The sequence below is a fragment of the Lentzea chajnantorensis genome (genome assembly GCF_054300775.1).
The window spans coordinates 3,231,768-3,249,468 of the sequence record NZ_JBSDZT010000002.1; the positions used below are offsets into that span (position 1 = coordinate 3,231,768).

The window sequence follows — 17,701 nt, forward strand, 5'->3', positions numbered from 1 at the left end:
ATGCCGCCTGCTTCAGCAACGACAGACGTACCGCGTTCCGCGCTGGTCCGCGCGTTCGTGGCCTCGCTTTCCGGTACCGCGCTCGAGTGGTACGACTTCGCCATCTACAACGTGGCCGCCGCCGTGGTGCTCGGCCCGTTGTTCTTCCCGAGCTTCCGAGCCGCTGACGGCGACGCTGCTCGCGTTCTCCACGTACGCGGTCGGCTACCTGTCGCGGCCGCTCGGCGGGTTCCTGTTCGGCCGGCTCGGCGACAAGATCGGCCGCAAACGCGTGCTGGTGACCACGTTGCTGATCACCGGCATCGCGACGCTGCTCATCGGCCTGCTGCCCACGCACTCCGCGATCGGCCCCGCAGCCGGTGTGCTGCTCGTGCTGCTGCGCTTCGCCCAGGGCGTCGGCCTCGGCGGTGAGTGGGGCGGCGCGGTGCTGCTGTCCAGCGAGTACGGCGACCCGGCGAAACGCGGCTTCTGGGCGTCGGCCGCGCAGATCGGGCCGCCCGCCGGCAACCTGATGGCCAACGGCGTGCTCGCGCTGCTCGGCGTGGCGCTGTCCGATGCGGCGTTCATGTCGTGGGGCTGGCGCGTGGCGTTCCTGCTGTCCGCGGTGCTGGTCGTGTTCGGCCTGTGGATCCGGGTGAAGCTGGAGGAGACCCCGGTCTTCAAGGCGATCCAGGAACGCGGCGAACGCCCGTCCGCACCCGTGAGCGAGGTCTTCCGCACGCAGACCCGCCCGCTGGTCGCCGCCGTCCTCTCCCGCGTCGGCCCGGACGTGCTGTACGCGCTGCACACCGTCTTCGTCCTCACCTACATCACGACGCAGCTGGGCATGTCGCGCAACGTCGGCCTCATCGCCGTGCTGATCGCCTCCGGCTTCCAGCTGTTCCTGATGCCGCTCGCGGGCTGGCTGTCCGACCGGGTCAACCGGCGCGGCCTCTACGCGGTGGCCGCGGTCTGCGGCGCGGTGTGGCCGTTCGTGCTGTTCCCGTTGGTGGACACCGGTTCCGTCCCGCTGATCGTCGTCGGCGTGGTCGTCGGCCTCGCGTTCCACGCGTTCATGTACGGCCCGCAGGCGGCGTTCATCGCCGAGCAGTTCACCGAACGCCTGCGCTACACCGGCAGCTCACTGGCCTACACGCTGGCCGGCGTGATCGGCGGTGCCGTGGCGCCGTTGCTGTTCACCTGGCTGTTGGCGGAGTTCGGCACGTGGGTCGTCGTCGGCATCTACGTCTCCGTGGCGTGCGTGGTGACGCTGATCGGCCTGCGCCTGGGCCGCGACCCGGAGGATGCCGACGCTCAGCCGTTGAGCAGCACCTTCAGCGTGGTGTCCAGGTGAGCGGTGATCGCCGCGGTGGCCGCGCCGACGTCCCCGGACTCAAGCGCGGCCACGATCGCGTTGTGCTCGTCGATCACGGCCTGCTGCCGGTTGTTCGCACGGAACAACGCCACCACACCCGCGCGCACCTGCCGTGCGCGCAACCCCTCGTAGGTCTTCGTCAGCAGGTCGTTGCCGGTCGCCGCCACGAGAACGGCGTGGAACTGCCGGTCGACGTCGATGAACTCACGCGGGTCGTGCTGCTGCACGCGCTGTTCCTCGATGTACGCGCGCATGGTCTCCAACGGAACAGTGCCCTCGGTCATCGTGCGCTCCGCGGCATACCGCTCGATAACGCCCCTCAGCTCCATGAGCTCCGTGATCTGCCGCGACGACAACGGCGCGACATACGCACCCTTCTTCGGCACGAGCTGCACCAGGTCTTCGGCCGCCAGAAGAAGAAGAGCCTCACGAATCGGCGTGCGCGACACACCGATCTGGTTGGCCACGTCCTGCTCGCTGATGAACCGCCCCTGCATCTCCGGGGCGGCGAGGATCGTGTCCTTGATGAACTCGTAGGCCTTCTCCCGGCCTGACAAGCTGTCCGCGACCTGCATACAACATGTATACCAGAGGAGGATCATGCGCATCGCCCTGTGCCAGATCAGCTCGACCGCCGACCCCGCCACCAACCTCGCGACCGTCCGCACCGAGGTCATCCGCGCCGCCGAGGCGGGCGCGCGCATCGTCCAGTTCCCGGAAGCCACCCACTGCCGCTTCGGCGTCCCCCTCGCCCCGGTCGCCGAACCCCTCGACGGCCCCTGGGCGACCGCGGTCCACGACATCGCCACCGAGGCGGGCGTCGTCGTGGTCGCCGGCATGTTCACCCCCGGCACCGGTGGCCGCGTCGCCAACACGACCCTCGTCACCGGCGCCGACCTGCACCTCGGCTACGACAAGATCCACCTGTTCGACGCCTTCGGCTTCCGCGAGTCCGACACCGTGACCCCCGGCGACAAACCGGTGACCTTCACCGTCGACGACCTCACCTTCGGCCTCGCCACCTGCTACGACGTCCGCTTCCCCGAACTCTTCCGCACCCTCGCCGACACCGCGCAGGCCATCCTGCTCGGCGCCTCCTGGGGCGCCGGCCCCGGCAAGGCCGACCAGTGGGACCTCCTGGTCCGCGCCCGCGCCCTGGACTCCACCGCATGGCTCCTCGCCTGCGGCCAGGCCCTGCCCACCACCGACCACGGGCCGGCCCCGACCGGCATCGGCCGCAGTACCGTCGTGACCCCACTCGGCGCAGTCGCCGCCAGCCTGGCTGAAGCCCCCGGCACACTCCTGTCCGATGTGGACGCCTCCTCGGTCGACGAGGCCCGCCGCACCCTGCCCGTGCTGGCGAACCGGCGGCTGTGATGCGCACACAACACGAGTTCTTCCCGGTCGCCGACCTCCCGTGGCACCGGGCCGAACCGGGCGTCACCGAACGCGTCCTCAGCCACGACCCGGCCACCCCGACCCTCACCCGCCTGGCCCGCTGGCAACCGGGCCTGGAGACGTCCGGCGTGATCCGCCACGACTACCACGAGGAGGTGTACCTGCTGGAGGGCGACCTCACCGACCTGACCCTCGGCGAGACGTTCACCGCGGGCCACTTCGCGAGCCGCCGGCCGGGGATGCCGCACGGGCCCTACCGGACCGATGGTGGCTGCCTGATGCTGGAAATCCGCACGGCGGCGGGGGTTGAGCCGGGGCGCTGAGCTGGGGCGATGGCCGTAGCGTTGAGCTGGGGCGTTGAACCGTGGTGCTGAGCTGGGGCGATGGGGCGTGGCGCGCCTTGCGCTCGTCGAGGCTGCTCACCTACGCCCGACTTGCCCGCGCCCGCCGCGCCCGGTCCAGCCGCGCCCGACCCACCGCGCCCGACCCGGCGCCAGCCGCGCACGACCCACCGCGCCCGGCGCGACCCGACCACATCCGACCTCGGTCTCGCCCGACCTTCACCCCACCCGAGCCAGCCCCGGCCGAACCAAGCCGAACCCCGCCACTCCCTCCCGACCCACCTCCGCCCCCCGCGCTTCCTCCCTACGCAGGGCGGCCGAACCGGCAAATCAGGACATCACGATCGGGTGAATCCACACGGACCGAACCCCAGTGCCGAACCCCAGCGCCGGATCTCCAACGCCGGATCCCCAGCGCCGGAGCCAGCTACACCCACCGCACGTGCGTCCCATCCCGCACAGTCCCGACGTACTCCTCCACCAGGTCCTCCAACGCCACCACCCCACGCACCCCACCATCGGCCCCAACAGCGCGAGCGAGGTGCGACTGGGCCCGGCGAAGGGCCGTCAGGGCCTCGTCCAGGCGTGCGTCCACCGGCACCTCGGGCAGGCCGCGCACGCGGGCGCGGGGCACCGGGGTGGCCGCGCCCTCCAGGTCGAGGATGTCCTTGACGTGCAGGTAGCCGACCAGGCGCGCGTCGGACTTGACCGGGAAGCGGGAGAAGCCGGTGGCCGCCACCGCCGCCTCGATCTCGCCGACGGTGGGGGCGGCGGACACGGTCGTCACGCGGTCCAGCGGCACGAGGACGTCGGCGACCGTGCGGGAGACCGAGGTCAGCGTCTGGGTCAGACGCCGGTGTTCGGAGACCTCCAGCAGGCCCTCCGAGCGGGACTGGCCGATCAGCAGGGCCAGCTCGTCGGGGGTGTAGGCGGACTCGAGCTCGTCGACGGGTTCCACGTCGAAGCGGCGCAGCACCCAGCGGCCGACCGCGTTGAACAGGGCCAGCACCGGCGCGATCATGCGGCTGAACCCGTAGTGCACGGGCACCAGCCACAGGGCGGCGCGTTCGGGGCCGGCGATGGCGAGGTTCTTCGGCACCATCTCGCCGAGGATCGTGTGCAGGGCGACGACGATGACCAACGCCACCGCGAACGCCACGCCGTGCACCACAGCAGCGGGCAGGCCAACGGCGCCGAGGGGGCCCTCCAGCACTGTGGCCAGCGCCGGCTCGGCGATGGCACCCAGGCCGAGGGAGCACAGTGTGATGCCGAGCTGTGCGCCGGCGATCAGCAACGGCAGTTCCTGCGACGCCTTGATGGCCGTGCGTGCGCGCGAGGAACCCTTGTCGGCCAACGCCTCCAAACGGTCGCGCCGCGCGGTGATGACCGCGAACTCGGCGCCGACGAAGAAGGCGTTGCCCGCCAGCAGAAGGACGACAACCAGGAAGTTCACGTCGACACCACCCGCAGTTCGGCCACGCGGTGGCGGTCCATCCGCATCACCGTCACCCGCCAGCCGTCGACCCTGATCTCGTCACCGACGTCCGGAATCCGGCCCAGGCGCGTCAGCACCAGGCCGGCCAGCGTCTCGTAGTCGCCGTCCGGCATCCGGAAACCCGTCGCCTCGGCCACCTCGTCGTCGCGCAGCAGGCCCGACACCAGCCAGCTGTCCTTGCCCAGCGACCGGACCGGCGGTGCCTCGCCGCGGTCGTGTTCGTCGCGGACGTCGCCGACGATCTCCTCGACCACGTCCTCCAGCGTCACCATGCCGGCCGTGCCGCCGTACTCGTCGACCACCAGCGCCGTCTGCAGGCCCGAAGCGCGCAGGCGGTCCAGCAGCGCGTCACCCTCCAGCGTCTCCGGCACCGATGTCACCGGGCGGGTCAACGCCGACAGAGGAGTCGTCCCGCGCAGAGCGGCGGGCACGGCGAACGCCTGCTTCACGTGCACCATGCCGCGCACCTCGTCCAGAGAACCGTCATGCACCGGAAAACGCGAAAAGCCGGTGTCACGCGCCTTCTGCACGAGGTCGTGCACGGTCGCGTCGGCGCGAAGGGCCTCCACGCGCATGCGAGGGGTCATCAGCTCGCCGGCTGTCCGGTCGCCGAAGCGCAGCGAGCGGTCGAGCAGCACCGCGGTGCCCTCGTCCAGCGTGCCGTGCTCGGCGGACGTGCGGACCAGCGCGCCCAGCTCCTCCGGTGACCGGGCGGACGCCAGCTCCTCGACCGGCTCCACGCCGAAACGGCGCACGAGCCAGTTCGCGGAGCCGTTCATCGCCGTGATCAGCCACCGGAACACGGTCGAGAAGCCGGCCTGCAGGCCCGCCACCGCCCGCGCGGTCTCCAGCGGCTTCGCGATTGCCAGGTTCTTCGGCACGAGCTCGCCGAACACCATCGACAACGCCGTGGCGATCGCCAGCGCGAGGGCCAGCGACAACCCGCCCGCGACCGTCGGCGGCACGCCGAGCGCGTTCAGGCCCGGCTGGATCAGCGAGGCGATCGCGGGCTCCGCGATGTACCCGGTGATCAGCGTGGTCAGCGTGATGGCGAGCTGTGCGCCGGAGAGCTGGAACGACAACGTGCGGTGCGCGCGGTCGATGGTGCGCGCCTTGGCGTCACCGACCTCGGCGAGGTGCCGTTCGACGGTGCTGCGTTCCAGCGCGGTCAGCGAGAACTCCGCCGCCACCGCGATGAAGGTGCCCGCTGTCAGCGCCACGACGGCGAGCAGACCGAGCAGGCTCAACAGGGTTCCGGTCACCTGCGTGCTCCCGAGCGACGGGGGACCGGGTTGGTATGCCAGCCGGGGCCAGTACCCACGGGGACGGCTCAACTCCTCATGACTAAGTACGTGAACAGCCAGACGAGTCTAATTGTGGGCAGTCGAGGCCCGCAGCACCACCTCACCGGCGACGCGGACGGTGCGGGCCTCGTCACCCCCGGCGTCCAGCACGAGACCTGCGGCGATCTCACCCATCCGCTCCAACGGCAGCCGCACGGTCGACAGCGCCGGAACCGTGTCGCGCAGCGTCGGGATGTCGTCGAACCCGGCGATCGACATGTCCTCCGGCACCCGCACACCCCGTTCGCGCAACGCGGCCATCGCGCCCATCGCCATCACGTCGGTGACGGCGAACACGCAGGTCGCACGGGCCTGCCTGCGGGTGGCGAGCAGTTCCAGCGCGGCCTCGTAACCGCCGTCACGGGTCAGCGGGCCGTTGACCACGACCGGCGGGGCGACCCCGGCGTCGGCCAGTCCCGCCTTGAACCCGGCGAGCCGGTCGCGGGCCACCACGAGGTCGGAAGGACCACCCAGAACGGCGAACCTGCGGTGCCCGAGCGCAGCCAGCTCACGGGCCAGCGCGCGACCGCCGGCCCGGTTGCCCGGCACGACCGTGTCCGTCCCGAGCTTCGCCTGCGACACGCACGCCACCCGGCCGCCCTGCTCGGTGAACGCGTCGATCTCCGCCGCCAGCCTGGCCTGCGCGGCCCGGTCCGTGGTCCGCGAGCCCGCCAGCACCACCGCGCGGGCCCGGTGCGCGCGCAGCGTCGAGAGCAGCTCCACCTCGCGGTCCGGTGACCGGTTGGTCGTGCCGAGGACCACGACCAGGCCGTTCTCCTCCGCCACCCGCGTCACCCCGGCCGCGATGCAGGAGAAGTACGGGTCGGTGATGTCGTGCACGACCAGCCCGACCAGGGAGCTCGAGTTGCGGGCCAGCGCCTGCGCGGACGCGTTCGGCACGTACCCGAGCTCCTCCGCGGTGCGCAGGACCCGGTCGCTCAGCTCCTCGCTCACCTGCCGCGTGCTGCCGTTGAGCACGCGCGAGGCGGTCGCCAGCGACACACCCGCCTGCTTCGCCACCTCGGCGAGCGTCACCTGTCGGGCGGACACGACCACCTCCGTCTAGTGCGTGTGTGGACGGGAGACTAGCTCCCACGGAGGTTGACGGCCGCGAAGTACCGCTATTAGCGTGGCGGGAAAGCGCTTTCCAGCGCTGCTACCAGGGAGGTGCGATGGCGGTTCGGACCATCGGAGTGGCGGTCAACGGCGTCACCGGGAGGATGGGATATCGCCAGCACCTGGTCAGGTCCCTGCTCCCGCTGCGCGACGAGGGCGTGCGGCTGCCGGACGGCACGGTGCTCAAGGTCGAGCCGGTGCTCGTCGGCCGCAACGCCGACAAGCTCAAGGAGATCGCCGAACGGCACGACCTCGCGCGCTGGACCACGGACCTCGACGGCGCGCTCGCGGACCCGGACGTGCAGGTCTACTTCGACTCGCAGGTCACGTCGAAGCACGTCGAGTCGATCACCAAGGCGATCGAGGCCGGCAAGCACGTCTACACGGAGAAGCCGGTCAGCGAGACCGTCGAGCAGGCGCTGCGGCTGGCCGCGCTCGCCGACGAGAAGGGCGTCAAGCACGGCGTCGTGGCCGACAAGCTCTACCTGCCGGGCATCCGCAAGCTCAAGCGGCTGGTCGACGGCGGGTTCTTCGGCCGCGTCCTCAGCGTGCGCGGCGAGTTCGGCTACTGGGTCTTCGAGGGCGACTGGCAGCCCGCGCAGCGCCCGAGCTGGAACTACCGCGCCGAGGACGGCGGCGGCATCGTCTCGGACATGTTCTGCCACTGGAGCTACCTGCTGCACAACCTGTTCGGCCGGGTGGAGGCCGTGACCGCGCGCGCCGTCACGCACGTGCCGACGCGCTGGGACGAGCAGGGCACCGAGTACGCCGCGACCGCCGACGACGCCGCGTACGGCATCTTCGAGATCGAGAACGGGATCATCGCCCAGATCAACTCGTCCTGGTGCGTGCGGGTGCGCCGCGACGAGCTCGTCGAGTTCCAAGTGGACGGCACGGAGGGCAGCGCGGTCGCCGGGCTGCGCGAGTGCTTCGTGCAACCCCGCGCGGTCACGCCGAAACCGGTGTGGAACCCGGACCTGCCGGTCACCCACCCGTTCCGCGAGCAGTGGCAGGCGGTGCCGGACAACGAGGAGTTCGACAACGGCTTCAAGGTGCAGTGGGCGGAGTTCCTGCGGCACGTCTGCGTGGGCACGCCGTTCCCGCACGACTTCCGCGCCGGCGCACGCGGTGTCGCGCTGGCGGCCGCGGGGCTGCGGTCCTCTTCGGAGGGTCGCAGGATCGAGCTCGCCGATGTCTAGCCGGGTGGTCTTCGCCGCCGCGCACGTCGTCGCGCGGGACGAGCGCACGGTGGACTGGGACGCGACGCTCGCGTTCCGGCACCACCTGTGGTCGCACGGCCTGGGCGTCGCCGAGGCCATGGACACCGCCCAGCGCGGCATGGGCCTCGACTGGCCGGCCGCCGCCGAGCTGGTCCGCCGCAGCGCCGTCGAGAAGGCCGGGCGGATCTGCGCCGGCGTCGCCACCGACCACCTCACCGGCGCGGCCGGCCTCGACGACGTGCTCCGCGCCTACCTGGAGCAGCTGGAGGTCGTGCAGGACGCGGGCGCGCAGCCGGTGCTCATGTGCTCACGGCAGCTCGCCGCGTGCGCCCGCGGGCCGGAGGACTACGCGAAGGTCTACGGCACGCTGCTCGACAACGTCAGCGAGCCGGTGGTCCTGCACTGGCTCGGCACCGCGTTCGACCCGGCGCTGGCCGGCTACTGGGGTGCCGCCGACGTCGCGCAGGCCACCCGCAACTTCCTGGAGGTCGTCCACTCCCGGCCGGACAAGGTCGACGGGGTGAAGGTCTCGCTGCTCGACGCCGGCCACGAGATCGGGCTGCGACGGGCGCTCCCACCTGGCGTGCGCTGCTACACCGGCGACGACTTCCACTACCCGGACCTGATCGCGGGCGACGAGCACGGCCACAGCGACGCGCTGCTCGGCATCTTCGACCCGATCGCACCGGTGGCAGCCAAGGCGCTGCGCAAGCTCGACGAGGGCGACACCGCGGAGTTCCACCGGATCATGGCGCCCACGGTCCCGTTGTCGCGCCATCTGTTCAGCGCACCGACCTACTACTACAAGACCGGTGTGGTGTTCCTGGCGTGGCTGGCCGGGCACCAGGACCGGTTCCTGCTGCTCGACGGCCTGCAGACCGCCCGCGGCGTCGAGCACCTGGCCGAGGCCAAACGGCTCGCCGAGGTCGCCGGCGTGGTCGAGCCCGAGCTCGCGGAACGGCGGTGGCAGCAGTGGCTCGCCTCTCGCTGAACCAGGCCACGATCAAGCGAGCGACCGTCGTGGAGGCCGTCGAGGGCTGTGCTCGGCACGGCATCACCTCGATCGGGCTGTGGCGCGAACCGGTCGCCGACCACGGCCTCGACCGCACCGCGAAGCTCGTCGCGGACGCGGGACTGCGCGTGTCGTCGTTGTGCCGCGGTGGGTTCCTCACCGCCGTGGACAACCGCGCCGCGCTGGACGACAACCGCCGCGCGATCGACGAGGCGGCGGCGCTGCGCACGGACACCCTGGTGGTGGTCGTCGGGGGAGTCGCCGCCGACAAGGACCTGACTGGCGCACGTCACCGGGTCGCGGACGCGGTCGCGGAGCTGTCCGGGTACGCGGCCGAGGCGGGCGTGACGCTGGCACTGGAGCCGATGCACCCGGTGTTCTGCGCCGACCGCGGCGTGCTGTCGACGCTGGCGCAGGCCCTCGACCTCGCCGAGCAGCACGTGTCCGCCGGAGTCGTCGTCGACGCGCTGCACGTCTGGTGGGACCCCGACGTCGACGCGCAGATCGCCCGCGCGGGCCCGCTCATCGCCTCGTACCAGGTCTGCGACTGGCTCACGCCGGTGCCCGCCGACGTGCTGCTCGGCCGCGGCTACCCCGGCGACGGCGTGATCGACCTCGACCGGCTGACCAGGCAGGTCGCCGCGACCGGGTACGCGGGGGACGTCGAGGTGGAGATCTTCAACGCCGAGATCTGGGCCGCGGACTTCGACGAGGTGATCGGGGAGGTGTCGCGGCGGTACCACTCCATTGTGGAACCGGCCCTCTGAGCACCTGGCCAGAAGCCTTGCCCGCCCCCTCGTTGCCGCCCAGGCGTCTGCAAGTACCACCAACACATGATCAAATCGCCGCTGACATCTGGCAACCTGCTCAGCGACGCGGGGAAGCCGGTCGTCGACGGCGGCGACGACCGACCCCGGCGCTGGTACGTGTATAGCCGAGAAGCACTACCCGGTGACCCGGTTTTCGAACAAAATTCAGGAATCAGCCGCCGTTGAAGAACCTGTAAACCTTTGCGCGGTGTTTCGGCTTGCTGGTCGTGATCTTGATGACCGCGTCGAACATGGACCGGCCGAGCTCCGCGCGGGCCGCGACGGCCGGGTGCGTGGTGCTGAAGTCCTGGTCGTTCTGCGCCTTGTCGCCGCTGAACGCGCCGGAGGCGAACATCGAGTACACCAGGATCGCCCGGTTGTCCTCGCTGAACATGATCCCGGCCTCGTTGCGGCCGTCCTCGTACCAGCCGGCCTTCGTCGCGACGCGCAACCGCTCGTTGGTGGTGAGGTTCAGCCGCACGCCGTCGGTGAAGCTCGCCGTCGCCCGCAGGATGTTGAGCAGGTACGCCGTCGACGCTGGCGAGAGCAGCTCGCCGTCGACCAGTTTCTGCAGCAGCGCGTGGGTCTCCCGCGCCGTCGTCGTGCCGAGGAAGAACCGGTTCGGGTTGGCGACCGGCACGACCTGGGTGTGCACGAAGCCCTTGGAACGCAGGATCTCGTTGAGCTCCAGCGCCGGCACGACCAGCCCGCACAGCCGGACCGCGGTGTTGTCCGAGACGGTCAGCAGGTTCGCGAGCGCGTGCCCGACGGTGACCTCGCTCGGGTACGCCCCGTCGAGCGCGAAGATGCCGTCGGTGTCCTGGATGACGATCGCGGCCGACACGGTGACCGTCTGGTCGAGCCTGACCAGCCCGCGGTCCACCTTGTCCAGCACCGCCACGGCGACGGCGACCTTGTTGACGCTGTAGGCCTCGACCACGGCGTCCGCGTTCTCGTCGACCGCGGGCCGGGTGTTGCCGTCCAGGTCCGCGACCGTGATGTACGACGACCACGTGCCGCGCGCCTTCTTCACCTGCCTGCGGTAGACCTGCGCGACGCGCTTGCGCGACCGTTCGGCGGTGGTCGGGAAGCGTTCGATCTCGACCTCCGCCTCCTCCTGCGCCTGTGCTGTGCCGGTGGGCCCGAGCACGGCCGTCGCGGCCGCGACGGTGCCCAGCCCGAACACGGACCTGCGGTTCAAAGTCATGCGGCTCATCAAAACAGGCGCCGCTGACATCTCCCTGACTAGGGTTGCCGATCATGGAACAGGTCTTCGTGGTGACCGGCGCGTCCCGCGGCATCGGCGCGGCCACCGCCTCCTTGGCTTCGGAAGCGGGCTATCGCGTCGTGCGCGCCTCCCGTTCGGCCGAAGAATCTGTCGGCGATCGCGGCTGGGACGCCAAATGCGACGTGTCTTCGTGGGATTCCGTGCAGGACCTCATGTCCCGGGTGGAGTCCCGCTGGGGCCGCATCGACGTGGTGTTCGCGAACGCCGGCGCCTCGGTCGACACCTCGTTCACCACTTCGGGTGGTGCGGAACCAGCCGAATGGACGGCCATGGTGGTGACGAACGTCTGCGGTCCCGCCTTCACCGCGCGCGCCGCGATGCCCGCCCTGCTGCGGTCCGGCGGCCACCTGGTGCTGACCGGGTCGGCGGCGGGCCGCGGCGTGCGGCCGGGGAGCCTGTACTCGGCGACGAAGTGGGCGACCACGGGGTTGGCGCAGGCGATCCGCGCGGAGGCGGTCGGTACCGGCGTGCGGGTGACCGTGGTGCAGCCGGGGCTCGTCGACACGGAGGCGATCCCGGCGTCGCGTGTGGACGACCCGAAGCTGGAGCCCGCCGACGTGGGGCGCGCGGTGCTCTACGCGGTGTCGCAGCCGTCCACTGTGGACGTCAACGAGATCCTGCTCCGGCCGACCGGCCAGGCCGCGCACCGCTGAGGCCGTCCGGGCGCCGGCCGCCTCACGCGCCACCGAGGAACTCGACCAGCAGCCGGTTCACCTCGTCGGGCCGCTCCAGGTACCCGATGTGCCCGCAGTCGGCCACCTCGGCGTACCGCGCGCCGGGGATCGCGTCCGCCACCTCGCGCGACAGCCGGGTCGGCAGGACGCGGTCGTCCGCGAACCCGATCACGAGCGACCGGACGGTGATGCCGCGGTAGGCCTCGACCCGCGGCGTGAACTCGCCCAGCGCCAGCTGCGCCCGTTCACCCGCGGTGGGCATCGTGGCCGCGAACTCGTACATCTGCAGCCAGTCACGCGCGATCACCGGGTCCGCCAGCGTGGCCGGCGCCAGGTTCCTCGTGACCGAGGCCGCCGCGTAGAACGACGCCGGCAGCTCGATGCCCTTGTCGTGCAGCTCCCGCAGGCCGCGCGACCACAGCTGCTGCACCGGGTCGGGCCGCCCGGTGGTCGCCATCAGCACCGCGCTGCGCACCAGCTCGGGACGCGCCAGTGCCAGCTCCTGCACGACGCGCGCACCGAGCGAGGTGCCGACGACGTGCGCGGGACCGCCCAGGTGCGTGATCAGCGCCGCCGTGTCGGCGACCATGTCGGTGATCGTGAAGCCGTCCGCGCACTCCGACGACGGCTTGATCCCGCGGTTGTCGAAGTAGGCGACCCGGTAGCCGGCCTTCACCAGCGCGGGCACCTGGTAGGTGCGCCACACCCGGCCGGGGCTGCCGGTGCCCATCACCAGGACGACGAGGTCACCGGTGCCCTCGGTCTGGACGTTCAGCTCGATGCCGTTGAGCGGGACAAGCGCCATTCCGGAGATCTTAGAAGCGGCACAAGCCCCTGATCTCCGAAGCGTGAGACGGGTAACGCGCGCACAGGTCGTCCGCGTGGCCGAACGACACGATGTCGTCGGTGTACGGCGGCACCACCACCGTGCCGACCAGCGACCACTCGCCGGCGGGCGCGCTGCCCTGCCACACGCCCGCGGGCACCACGACCTGCGGGTTCGACTCCGACAGCAACGGCTGCGACACGGTGCCGTCGGGGTGCAGCAGCAGCATCCGCAACGGAGACCCGGCGTGGAAGCTGTAGATCTCCACGTGCTCCAGCACGTGCATGCCCGAGAAGTCCGGCCGCCGCAACAGGTACGCGATGGCCGACACCTCCTCCGAGCGGTGCGTCTGCGCGAAGTAGCCGCCCTCGACCGGCAGCTCCTGCATGCCGAGGTCCTCGATCAACTGCTCTGGGGTCACGTCATCTCCGGAAGAGGGGCGCCGTGCACGACGACCATGCCCTTGCCGAGCCGCTTCGCCGTGTACATCGCGGCGTCCGCGGCTCCGAGCACGTCGTCGGCGGTCACCGAGGGGTCGTGGGAACGCCGTTGTGCCACACCGATGCTGGCACGCACCCGGTGAACGCGGCCGTGCACCTCGTGCGGGTGGGTCAGCGCCGCGAGCAGCCGTTCACCGAGCTCCTCCGGGTCGCCGCCGTCGACCAGCACGCCGAACTCGTCGCCGCCGAGCCGCGCCACCGTGTCCTCCGGCCGCACGCTGTGCTCCAGCCGCGCCGCGACGTTGCGCAGCACGACATCGCCCTCGGCGTGGCCGTAGTTGTCGTTGACCGACTTGAACCCGTCGACGTCGATGAACAGCAGGATCAACGGCGTCGACCGGTCGCGCACGGCCAACGCGCGTTCCAATCGCTCACGGAACAGCGAACGGTTCGCAACACCGGTCAACGGGTCGTGTGACGCCTCGTGCCGCAGCTGCTCTCTGCTGAGCCGAAGCTGGTCCATCAGCCTGACGTTGTCCATCATCGTCAACAGCTGCCGCACGATCACGAGGCACACGACCGCGAGCCCGACGTAGATCTCGACCGGGTTCAGCCGCCCGCCGGTCGCGGTGTTCCACAGCACGAAGAGCCCGGTGACCGCCAGCGGCAGGTACGGCACCAGCAGGTGCAGCATGTCGGCCATCCGGATGCGGCCGGGCGTCGCCGGGGCGTCGCGCGCCGGTGCCAGCGCGCTCAGGAAGAACAGCGCCGGGCACAACATGAACCCGATGTCCGCCGACGCCGGGATCGCCGTGATGCCCTTCGAGATGTGGAACGCGAAGACCCACCCCGACGACGACTGCGCGACACCGGCCAACGCCACGAACACCATCGACCACTGCCGCACGGACTGATGGGTCCACGACGTCACCACGATCGTCACGAGCAGCACGAGGTACGCGGCCGGATGCGCGACCACCGTGATGAACCCCGGCCCCTGCTGCGCCCACGGCCGGGTCAGCGACTCCAGCGCCGACACCCACGTCAGCACGAACAGCGACCCGATCACGATCAACCCGTCGAGCACCACGACCGTGCGGCTGCGGTAGTTCGGCAGCAGGTCATCGGCCCGTCGCGCGGCATGTGCCCGTGTGATCACCGCGGCCAGGCACAACACCGGCACCATCGTGAACCCCAACGGCGCGATAGTGGACGTCGGCAGCTGCACACCCAGGATCTGCTGCCCCCAGATCCACGCCGACAACCCCACCGTGAGACTGGTCATCGCCGCCGTCATCCAACGGTTTCCCGCACGCGCGTAGGCCAGCAACGCCGCCACGGCGAACATGAGCTGCACGACCTTGTCGATCGCGACACCGATGTCGCGCGGCGCGGTCAGCGCGGCGAGGACGGTGACCGCCATGAAGGTGCCGACGCACCCCGCGACGAGCCAGAACCGCTTCACCGGCAACCCCCGTGATCAGAAACCTGACCACCGTAGTAACGCGGCGTGCGCTTGTCGAACCGTGTCGGTGCACGTCCCCCCGCAGCGCACCGGATATGGTTCGAACGAGTGTTCGTCAGAGTGTTTCGTCCGGGTCGGTCGTTCGTCCGGGTCGGTCGGCGGGAGTGGGGCTGTCGTGCGGGTGTTCGGGGTCGACCCCGGTCTGACCAGGTGCGGCCTCGGCGTCGTGGACGGCGGACCCGGCCGGACCGTGCGTGCCGTGGCCGTCGACGTCCTGCGCACTCCCGTGGACGCCCCTCTGGCCGTGCGCCTCCACGAGCTGTACACCGGCGTGTGCGAATGGATGGACCGCCACGAACCCAACGTCGTCGCCATCGAACGCGTCTTCGCCCAGCACAACGTCAGCACCGCCATGGGCGTCGCGCAGGCGTCGGGCGTCATCGCCCTGGCCGCGGCCCAGCGGAACCTGCCCGTCGAGTTCCACACGCCGTCAGAGGTGAAGGCGGCCGTGACCGGCTCCGGCCGCGCCGACAAGGCCCAGGTCACGCTCATGATCACCAAGCTGCTCGGCCTGAAGGTCGCCCCCAAGCCCGCCGACGCCGCCGACGCGCTCGCCATCGCCATCTGCCACCACTGGCGCGCGCCGATGCGCTCGCGCATGGAGGAAGCGCAGGCGAAGGCCGCCGAACTGGCCCGCGTGCACAAGGCCCGGCTGGCCGAAGCCGCCCGCCGGGGCGGTTCGTGACCCCGCGCACCGCACGTCGAACCCCGCTCTTCCGCCCGTTCGAGACGCACGCGGGCTCCTTCCGTGCACTCACATCGCACGCGGGGCGCTTTCGTGCACTACGAGTGCACGCGGGGAGCTTTCGTGCACTCCCGTCGTATGCGCGGCGCTTTCGTGCGCTCCGGTGTCACGCGGGAGTCCCGTGTTCCCCACCGGGGCACGCGGGAGTCCCGCGTTCCCTGTCGGAGCACGCGGGAGCCCGGCGTTCGTCTTTCACGCACGCGGGGAGCTTTCGTGCACTGCAACCGCACGCGGGGAGCTTTCGTGCGGTTGTGCTGAGCGTGGCGCGGCGGTGCGAGCCAGGCCCGGTTGACCGACCCGGCACGGCGAGGCGGATCATGATGGCTTCAGCGCGCACCGAAACTGTCGGTGTCGGCTGGAAGAATGAAAGCAAGGGGTCCCCCTTGCGAGGGGACGCCTGCGCGAGCGTGCAGGCCGCGATCGGAGGACACAGGTGATCTCGTCACTGCGCGGCCAGGTGCAGCACGTCGGCCTCGACCACGCCGTCGTCGAGGTGGGCGGGGTCGGGTTCGCCGTCCAGGCCACCCCCACGACGCTCGCCACGCTGCGCCGCGGTGAGGAGGCGAGCCTCGCGACGACCCTCGTGGTCCGTGAGGACAGCCTCACCCTGTTCGGGTTCGCCGACGCCGAGGCCCGCGAGCTGTTCACGCTGCTGCAGACGGTCAGCGGCATCGGGCCGCGGCTCGCGCTCGCCACGCTGGCGGTGCTGGAGCCGGACAAGCTGCGCCACGCGATCGCCGAGGGCAACATCACGGTACTGACCCAGGTGCCCGGCATCGGCAAGAAGGGCGCCGAGCGGCTCATCATCGAGCTGCGCGACAAGGTCGGCCAGCTGCCCAGCGCCGCCGCGCCCGCCCAGCACAACCAGACCCGCGACCACGTCGTCGAGGCGCTGCTCGGGCTCGGCTTCCCGGCCAAGTCGGCGGAGGCGACCGTCGACAAGGTCCTCGCCGACAACCCCGACCAGTCCACCAGCGCAGTCCTGCGCCGCGCGCTCTCCACGCTGGGGCGCAAGTGACCGACGACGAGCTCAGCCCCTACGCCGTCCCCGCCGAGCGCGACCTCGAGACGAGCCTGCGGCCCAGCGACCTCAGCGAGTTCGTCGGCCAGCACCGGGTCCGCGAGCAGCTCGAACTGGTCCTGCACGGCGCCATGCGCCGCGGCACCGCACCCGACCACGTGCTGCTCAGCGGACCCCCCGGGCTCGGCAAGACCAGCCTCGCCATGATCATCGCCAAGGAGCTGGGCAGCCAGATCCGCATCACCAGCGGCCCCGCGCTCGAACGGGCCGGCGACCTCGCCGCCATGCTCAGCAACCTCGTCGAGGGCGACGTCCTGTTCATCGACGAGATCCACCGCATGGCCCGCCCCGCCGAGGAGATGCTCTACCTCGCGATGGAGGACTTCCGCGTCGACGTGGTCGTCGGCAAGGGGCCCGGCGCCACCAGCATCCCGCTCGACATCGCCCCGTTCACGCTGGTCGGGGCCACCACCCGGTCCGGGGCGCTGACCGGGCCGCTGCGCGACCGGTTCGGCTTCACCGCCCACATGGAGTTCTACCACCCCGACGACCTCGACCAGATCGTGAAGCGCAGCGCCAAGATCCTCGGCGTCGACCTGCACGACGACGGCGCCAGGGAGATCGCCGGCCGCTCCAGGGGCACGCCCCGCATCGCCAACCGGCTGCTGCGCCGCGTCCGCGACTTCGCCGAGGTCAGGGCGGACGGCCGGGTCACGGAGGAGATCGCCAAGCAGGCCCTGGAGGTCTACGACGTCGACCACCTCGGCCTCGACCGGCTCGACCGGGCCGTGCTGAACGCGCTGGTCAGGAGCTTCGGCGGGGGACCGGTCGGGGTGTCCACGCTCGCGGTCGCCGTGGGGGAGGAGCCGACCACGGTGGAAGAGGTGTGCGAACCGTATTTGGTGCGGGCTGGCATGCTGGCCCGGACACCGCGCGGACGAGTGGCGACGCCCGCCGCGTGGCAACACCTGGGGCTGGAGCCGCCCGCCGGAGATCAACTGTGGTGACCTGGCACAATCGGTGAGAGCACCTGGACATATCGGACGTGCGAGAAGGCATGTCCACCTGATCGGAGAATGATGGGCAACCTTTCG

Annotated in this window: 17 protein-coding genes and 1 pseudogene; 10 read left to right on the forward strand and 8 right to left on the reverse strand. The window is 71.0% G+C overall.

The window, feature by feature from the left end; all coding sequences use genetic code 11:
- Positions 1-1,333, forward strand: a pseudogene (locus ACVDFE_RS16655) (MFS transporter).
- Here the strand turns inward: ACVDFE_RS16655 and ACVDFE_RS16660 are convergent.
- Entirely contained in the window at positions 1,294-1,956 is a 663-nt protein-coding gene (locus ACVDFE_RS16660) for a GntR family transcriptional regulator (RefSeq protein WP_458430967.1), read from the reverse strand. The pseudogene ACVDFE_RS16655 and the gene ACVDFE_RS16660 overlap by 40 nt on opposite strands.
- Here ACVDFE_RS16660 and ACVDFE_RS16665 point away from each other — a divergent pair.
- Positions 1,955-2,731: a carbon-nitrogen hydrolase family protein gene (locus tag ACVDFE_RS16665; RefSeq protein WP_458430968.1), complete on the forward strand. Its 777-nt coding sequence runs from the start codon at positions 1,955-1,957 to the stop codon at positions 2,729-2,731. The genes ACVDFE_RS16660 and ACVDFE_RS16665 overlap by 2 nt on opposite strands.
- A complete protein-coding gene (locus ACVDFE_RS16670; RefSeq protein WP_458430969.1) occupies positions 2,731-3,075 on the forward strand; it encodes a cupin domain-containing protein in 345 nt (114 codons plus the stop codon). Before ACVDFE_RS16665 ends, ACVDFE_RS16670 begins: the two co-directional genes overlap by 1 nt.
- A 445-nt stretch (positions 3,076-3,520) precedes the next feature.
- Here ACVDFE_RS16670 and ACVDFE_RS16675 read toward each other — a convergent pair whose 3' ends face one another.
- The 3 genes from ACVDFE_RS16675 to ACVDFE_RS16685 all read right to left on the reverse strand — a co-directional run bounded on the left by ACVDFE_RS16675 (position 3,521) and on the right by ACVDFE_RS16685 (position 6,981).
- Entirely contained in the window at positions 3,521-4,546 is a 1,026-nt protein-coding gene (locus ACVDFE_RS16675) for a hemolysin family protein (protein WP_360392362.1), read from the reverse strand.
- The gene (locus ACVDFE_RS16680) at positions 4,543-5,850 is read right to left on the reverse strand and encodes a hemolysin family protein (RefSeq protein WP_458430970.1); all 1,308 of its coding nucleotides are present in this window, start codon (positions 5,848-5,850) and stop codon (positions 4,543-4,545) included. Before ACVDFE_RS16680 ends, ACVDFE_RS16675 begins: the two co-directional genes overlap by 4 nt.
- Before the next feature lie 108 nt (positions 5,851-5,958).
- On the reverse strand, positions 5,959-6,981 hold the full coding sequence (locus tag ACVDFE_RS16685; protein ID WP_360392357.1) for a LacI family DNA-binding transcriptional regulator: 1,023 nt from the start codon (positions 6,979-6,981) through the stop codon (positions 5,959-5,961).
- A gap of 122 nt (positions 6,982-7,103) precedes the next feature.
- On the opposite strand from ACVDFE_RS16685, the gene ACVDFE_RS16690 reads away from it, so the two are divergent.
- The 3 genes from ACVDFE_RS16690 to ACVDFE_RS16700 are packed head-to-tail and all read left to right on the forward strand — an operon-like array spanning position 7,104 to position 10,046.
- The gene (locus tag ACVDFE_RS16690) at positions 7,104-8,246 is read left to right on the forward strand and encodes a Gfo/Idh/MocA family protein (protein WP_360392354.1); all 1,143 of its coding nucleotides are present in this window, start codon (positions 7,104-7,106) and stop codon (positions 8,244-8,246) included.
- Positions 8,239-9,258: a dihydrodipicolinate synthase family protein gene (locus ACVDFE_RS16695; protein ID WP_458430971.1), complete on the forward strand. Its 1,020-nt coding sequence runs from the start codon at positions 8,239-8,241 to the stop codon at positions 9,256-9,258. Before ACVDFE_RS16690 ends, ACVDFE_RS16695 begins: the two co-directional genes overlap by 8 nt.
- Entirely contained in the window at positions 9,240-10,046 is an 807-nt protein-coding gene (locus tag ACVDFE_RS16700; RefSeq protein WP_458434348.1) for a sugar phosphate isomerase/epimerase family protein, read from the forward strand. The genes ACVDFE_RS16695 and ACVDFE_RS16700 overlap by 19 nt, the downstream gene beginning before the upstream one ends.
- Positions 10,047-10,260: 214 nt before the next feature.
- Here ACVDFE_RS16700 and ACVDFE_RS16705 read toward each other — a convergent pair whose 3' ends face one another.
- Positions 10,261-11,295, reverse strand: coding sequence for a serine hydrolase (locus tag ACVDFE_RS16705; RefSeq protein WP_360392345.1), 1,035 nt, complete (start codon positions 11,293-11,295; stop codon positions 10,261-10,263).
- 50 nt (positions 11,296-11,345) lie between these two features.
- Here ACVDFE_RS16705 and ACVDFE_RS16710 point away from each other — a divergent pair, with 50 nt between their 5' ends.
- Positions 11,346-12,029, forward strand: coding sequence for an SDR family oxidoreductase (locus ACVDFE_RS16710; protein WP_458434349.1), 684 nt, complete (start codon positions 11,346-11,348; stop codon positions 12,027-12,029).
- A gap of 22 nt (positions 12,030-12,051) precedes the next feature.
- Here the strand turns inward: ACVDFE_RS16710 and ACVDFE_RS16715 are convergent, their stop codons facing one another.
- From ACVDFE_RS16715 to ACVDFE_RS16725, 3 genes are read right to left on the reverse strand one after another with little or no spacing between them, the layout of a single operon-like run.
- Positions 12,052-12,855, reverse strand: a complete 804-nt coding sequence (locus tag ACVDFE_RS16715) for an alpha/beta fold hydrolase (RefSeq protein WP_458430972.1) — start codon at positions 12,853-12,855, stop codon at positions 12,052-12,054.
- 10 nt (positions 12,856-12,865) lie between these two features.
- Entirely contained in the window at positions 12,866-13,297 is a 432-nt protein-coding gene (locus ACVDFE_RS16720; protein ID WP_458430973.1) for a cupin domain-containing protein, read from the reverse strand.
- Positions 13,294-14,781: a diguanylate cyclase domain-containing protein gene (locus tag ACVDFE_RS16725; RefSeq protein ID WP_458430974.1), complete on the reverse strand. Its 1,488-nt coding sequence runs from the start codon at positions 14,779-14,781 to the stop codon at positions 13,294-13,296. Before ACVDFE_RS16725 ends, ACVDFE_RS16720 begins: the two co-directional genes overlap by 4 nt.
- A gap of 175 nt (positions 14,782-14,956) precedes the next feature.
- Between ACVDFE_RS16725 and ruvC the strand changes: the two genes are divergently transcribed.
- The 3 genes from ruvC to ruvB all read left to right on the forward strand — a co-directional run bounded on the left by ruvC (position 14,957) and on the right by ruvB (position 17,614).
- Positions 14,957-15,526 (forward strand): crossover junction endodeoxyribonuclease RuvC, encoded by a 570-nt coding sequence (ruvC, locus tag ACVDFE_RS16730; RefSeq protein WP_360392335.1) that lies wholly within the window; start codon positions 14,957-14,959, stop codon positions 15,524-15,526.
- 493 nt (positions 15,527-16,019) lie between these two features.
- Entirely contained in the window at positions 16,020-16,604 is a 585-nt protein-coding gene (ruvA, locus tag ACVDFE_RS16735) for a Holliday junction branch migration protein RuvA (protein WP_458430975.1), read from the forward strand.
- On the forward strand, positions 16,601-17,614 hold the full coding sequence (gene ruvB, locus ACVDFE_RS16740) for a Holliday junction branch migration DNA helicase RuvB (protein ID WP_360392329.1): 1,014 nt from the start codon (positions 16,601-16,603) through the stop codon (positions 17,612-17,614). Before ruvA ends, ruvB begins: the two co-directional genes overlap by 4 nt.
- Positions 17,615-17,701: the final 87 nt, after the last annotated feature.

What these genes read in the sequence shown, in the direction of transcription:
- ACVDFE_RS16665 (WP_458430968.1), top strand. Translation starts at nt 1,955, where the DNA reads ATGCGCATCGCCCTGTGCCAGATCAGCTCGACCGCCGACCCCGCCACC.
- ACVDFE_RS16660 (WP_458430967.1), bottom strand. Translation starts at nt 1,956, where the DNA reads ATGATCCTCCTCTGGTATACATGTTGTATGCAGGTCGCGGACAGCTTG.
- ACVDFE_RS16670 (WP_458430969.1), top strand. Translation starts at nt 2,731, where the DNA reads ATGCGCACACAACACGAGTTCTTCCCGGTCGCCGACCTCCCGTGGCAC.
- ACVDFE_RS16690 (WP_360392354.1), top strand. Translation starts at nt 7,104, where the DNA reads ATGGCGGTTCGGACCATCGGAGTGGCGGTCAACGGCGTCACCGGGAGG.
- ACVDFE_RS16695 (WP_458430971.1), top strand. Translation starts at nt 8,239, where the DNA reads ATGTCTAGCCGGGTGGTCTTCGCCGCCGCGCACGTCGTCGCGCGGGAC.
- ACVDFE_RS16705 (WP_360392345.1), bottom strand. Translation starts at nt 11,295, where the DNA reads ATGACTTTGAACCGCAGGTCCGTGTTCGGGCTGGGCACCGTCGCGGCC.
- ACVDFE_RS16715 (WP_458430972.1), bottom strand. Translation starts at nt 12,855, where the DNA reads ATGGCGCTTGTCCCGCTCAACGGCATCGAGCTGAACGTCCAGACCGAG.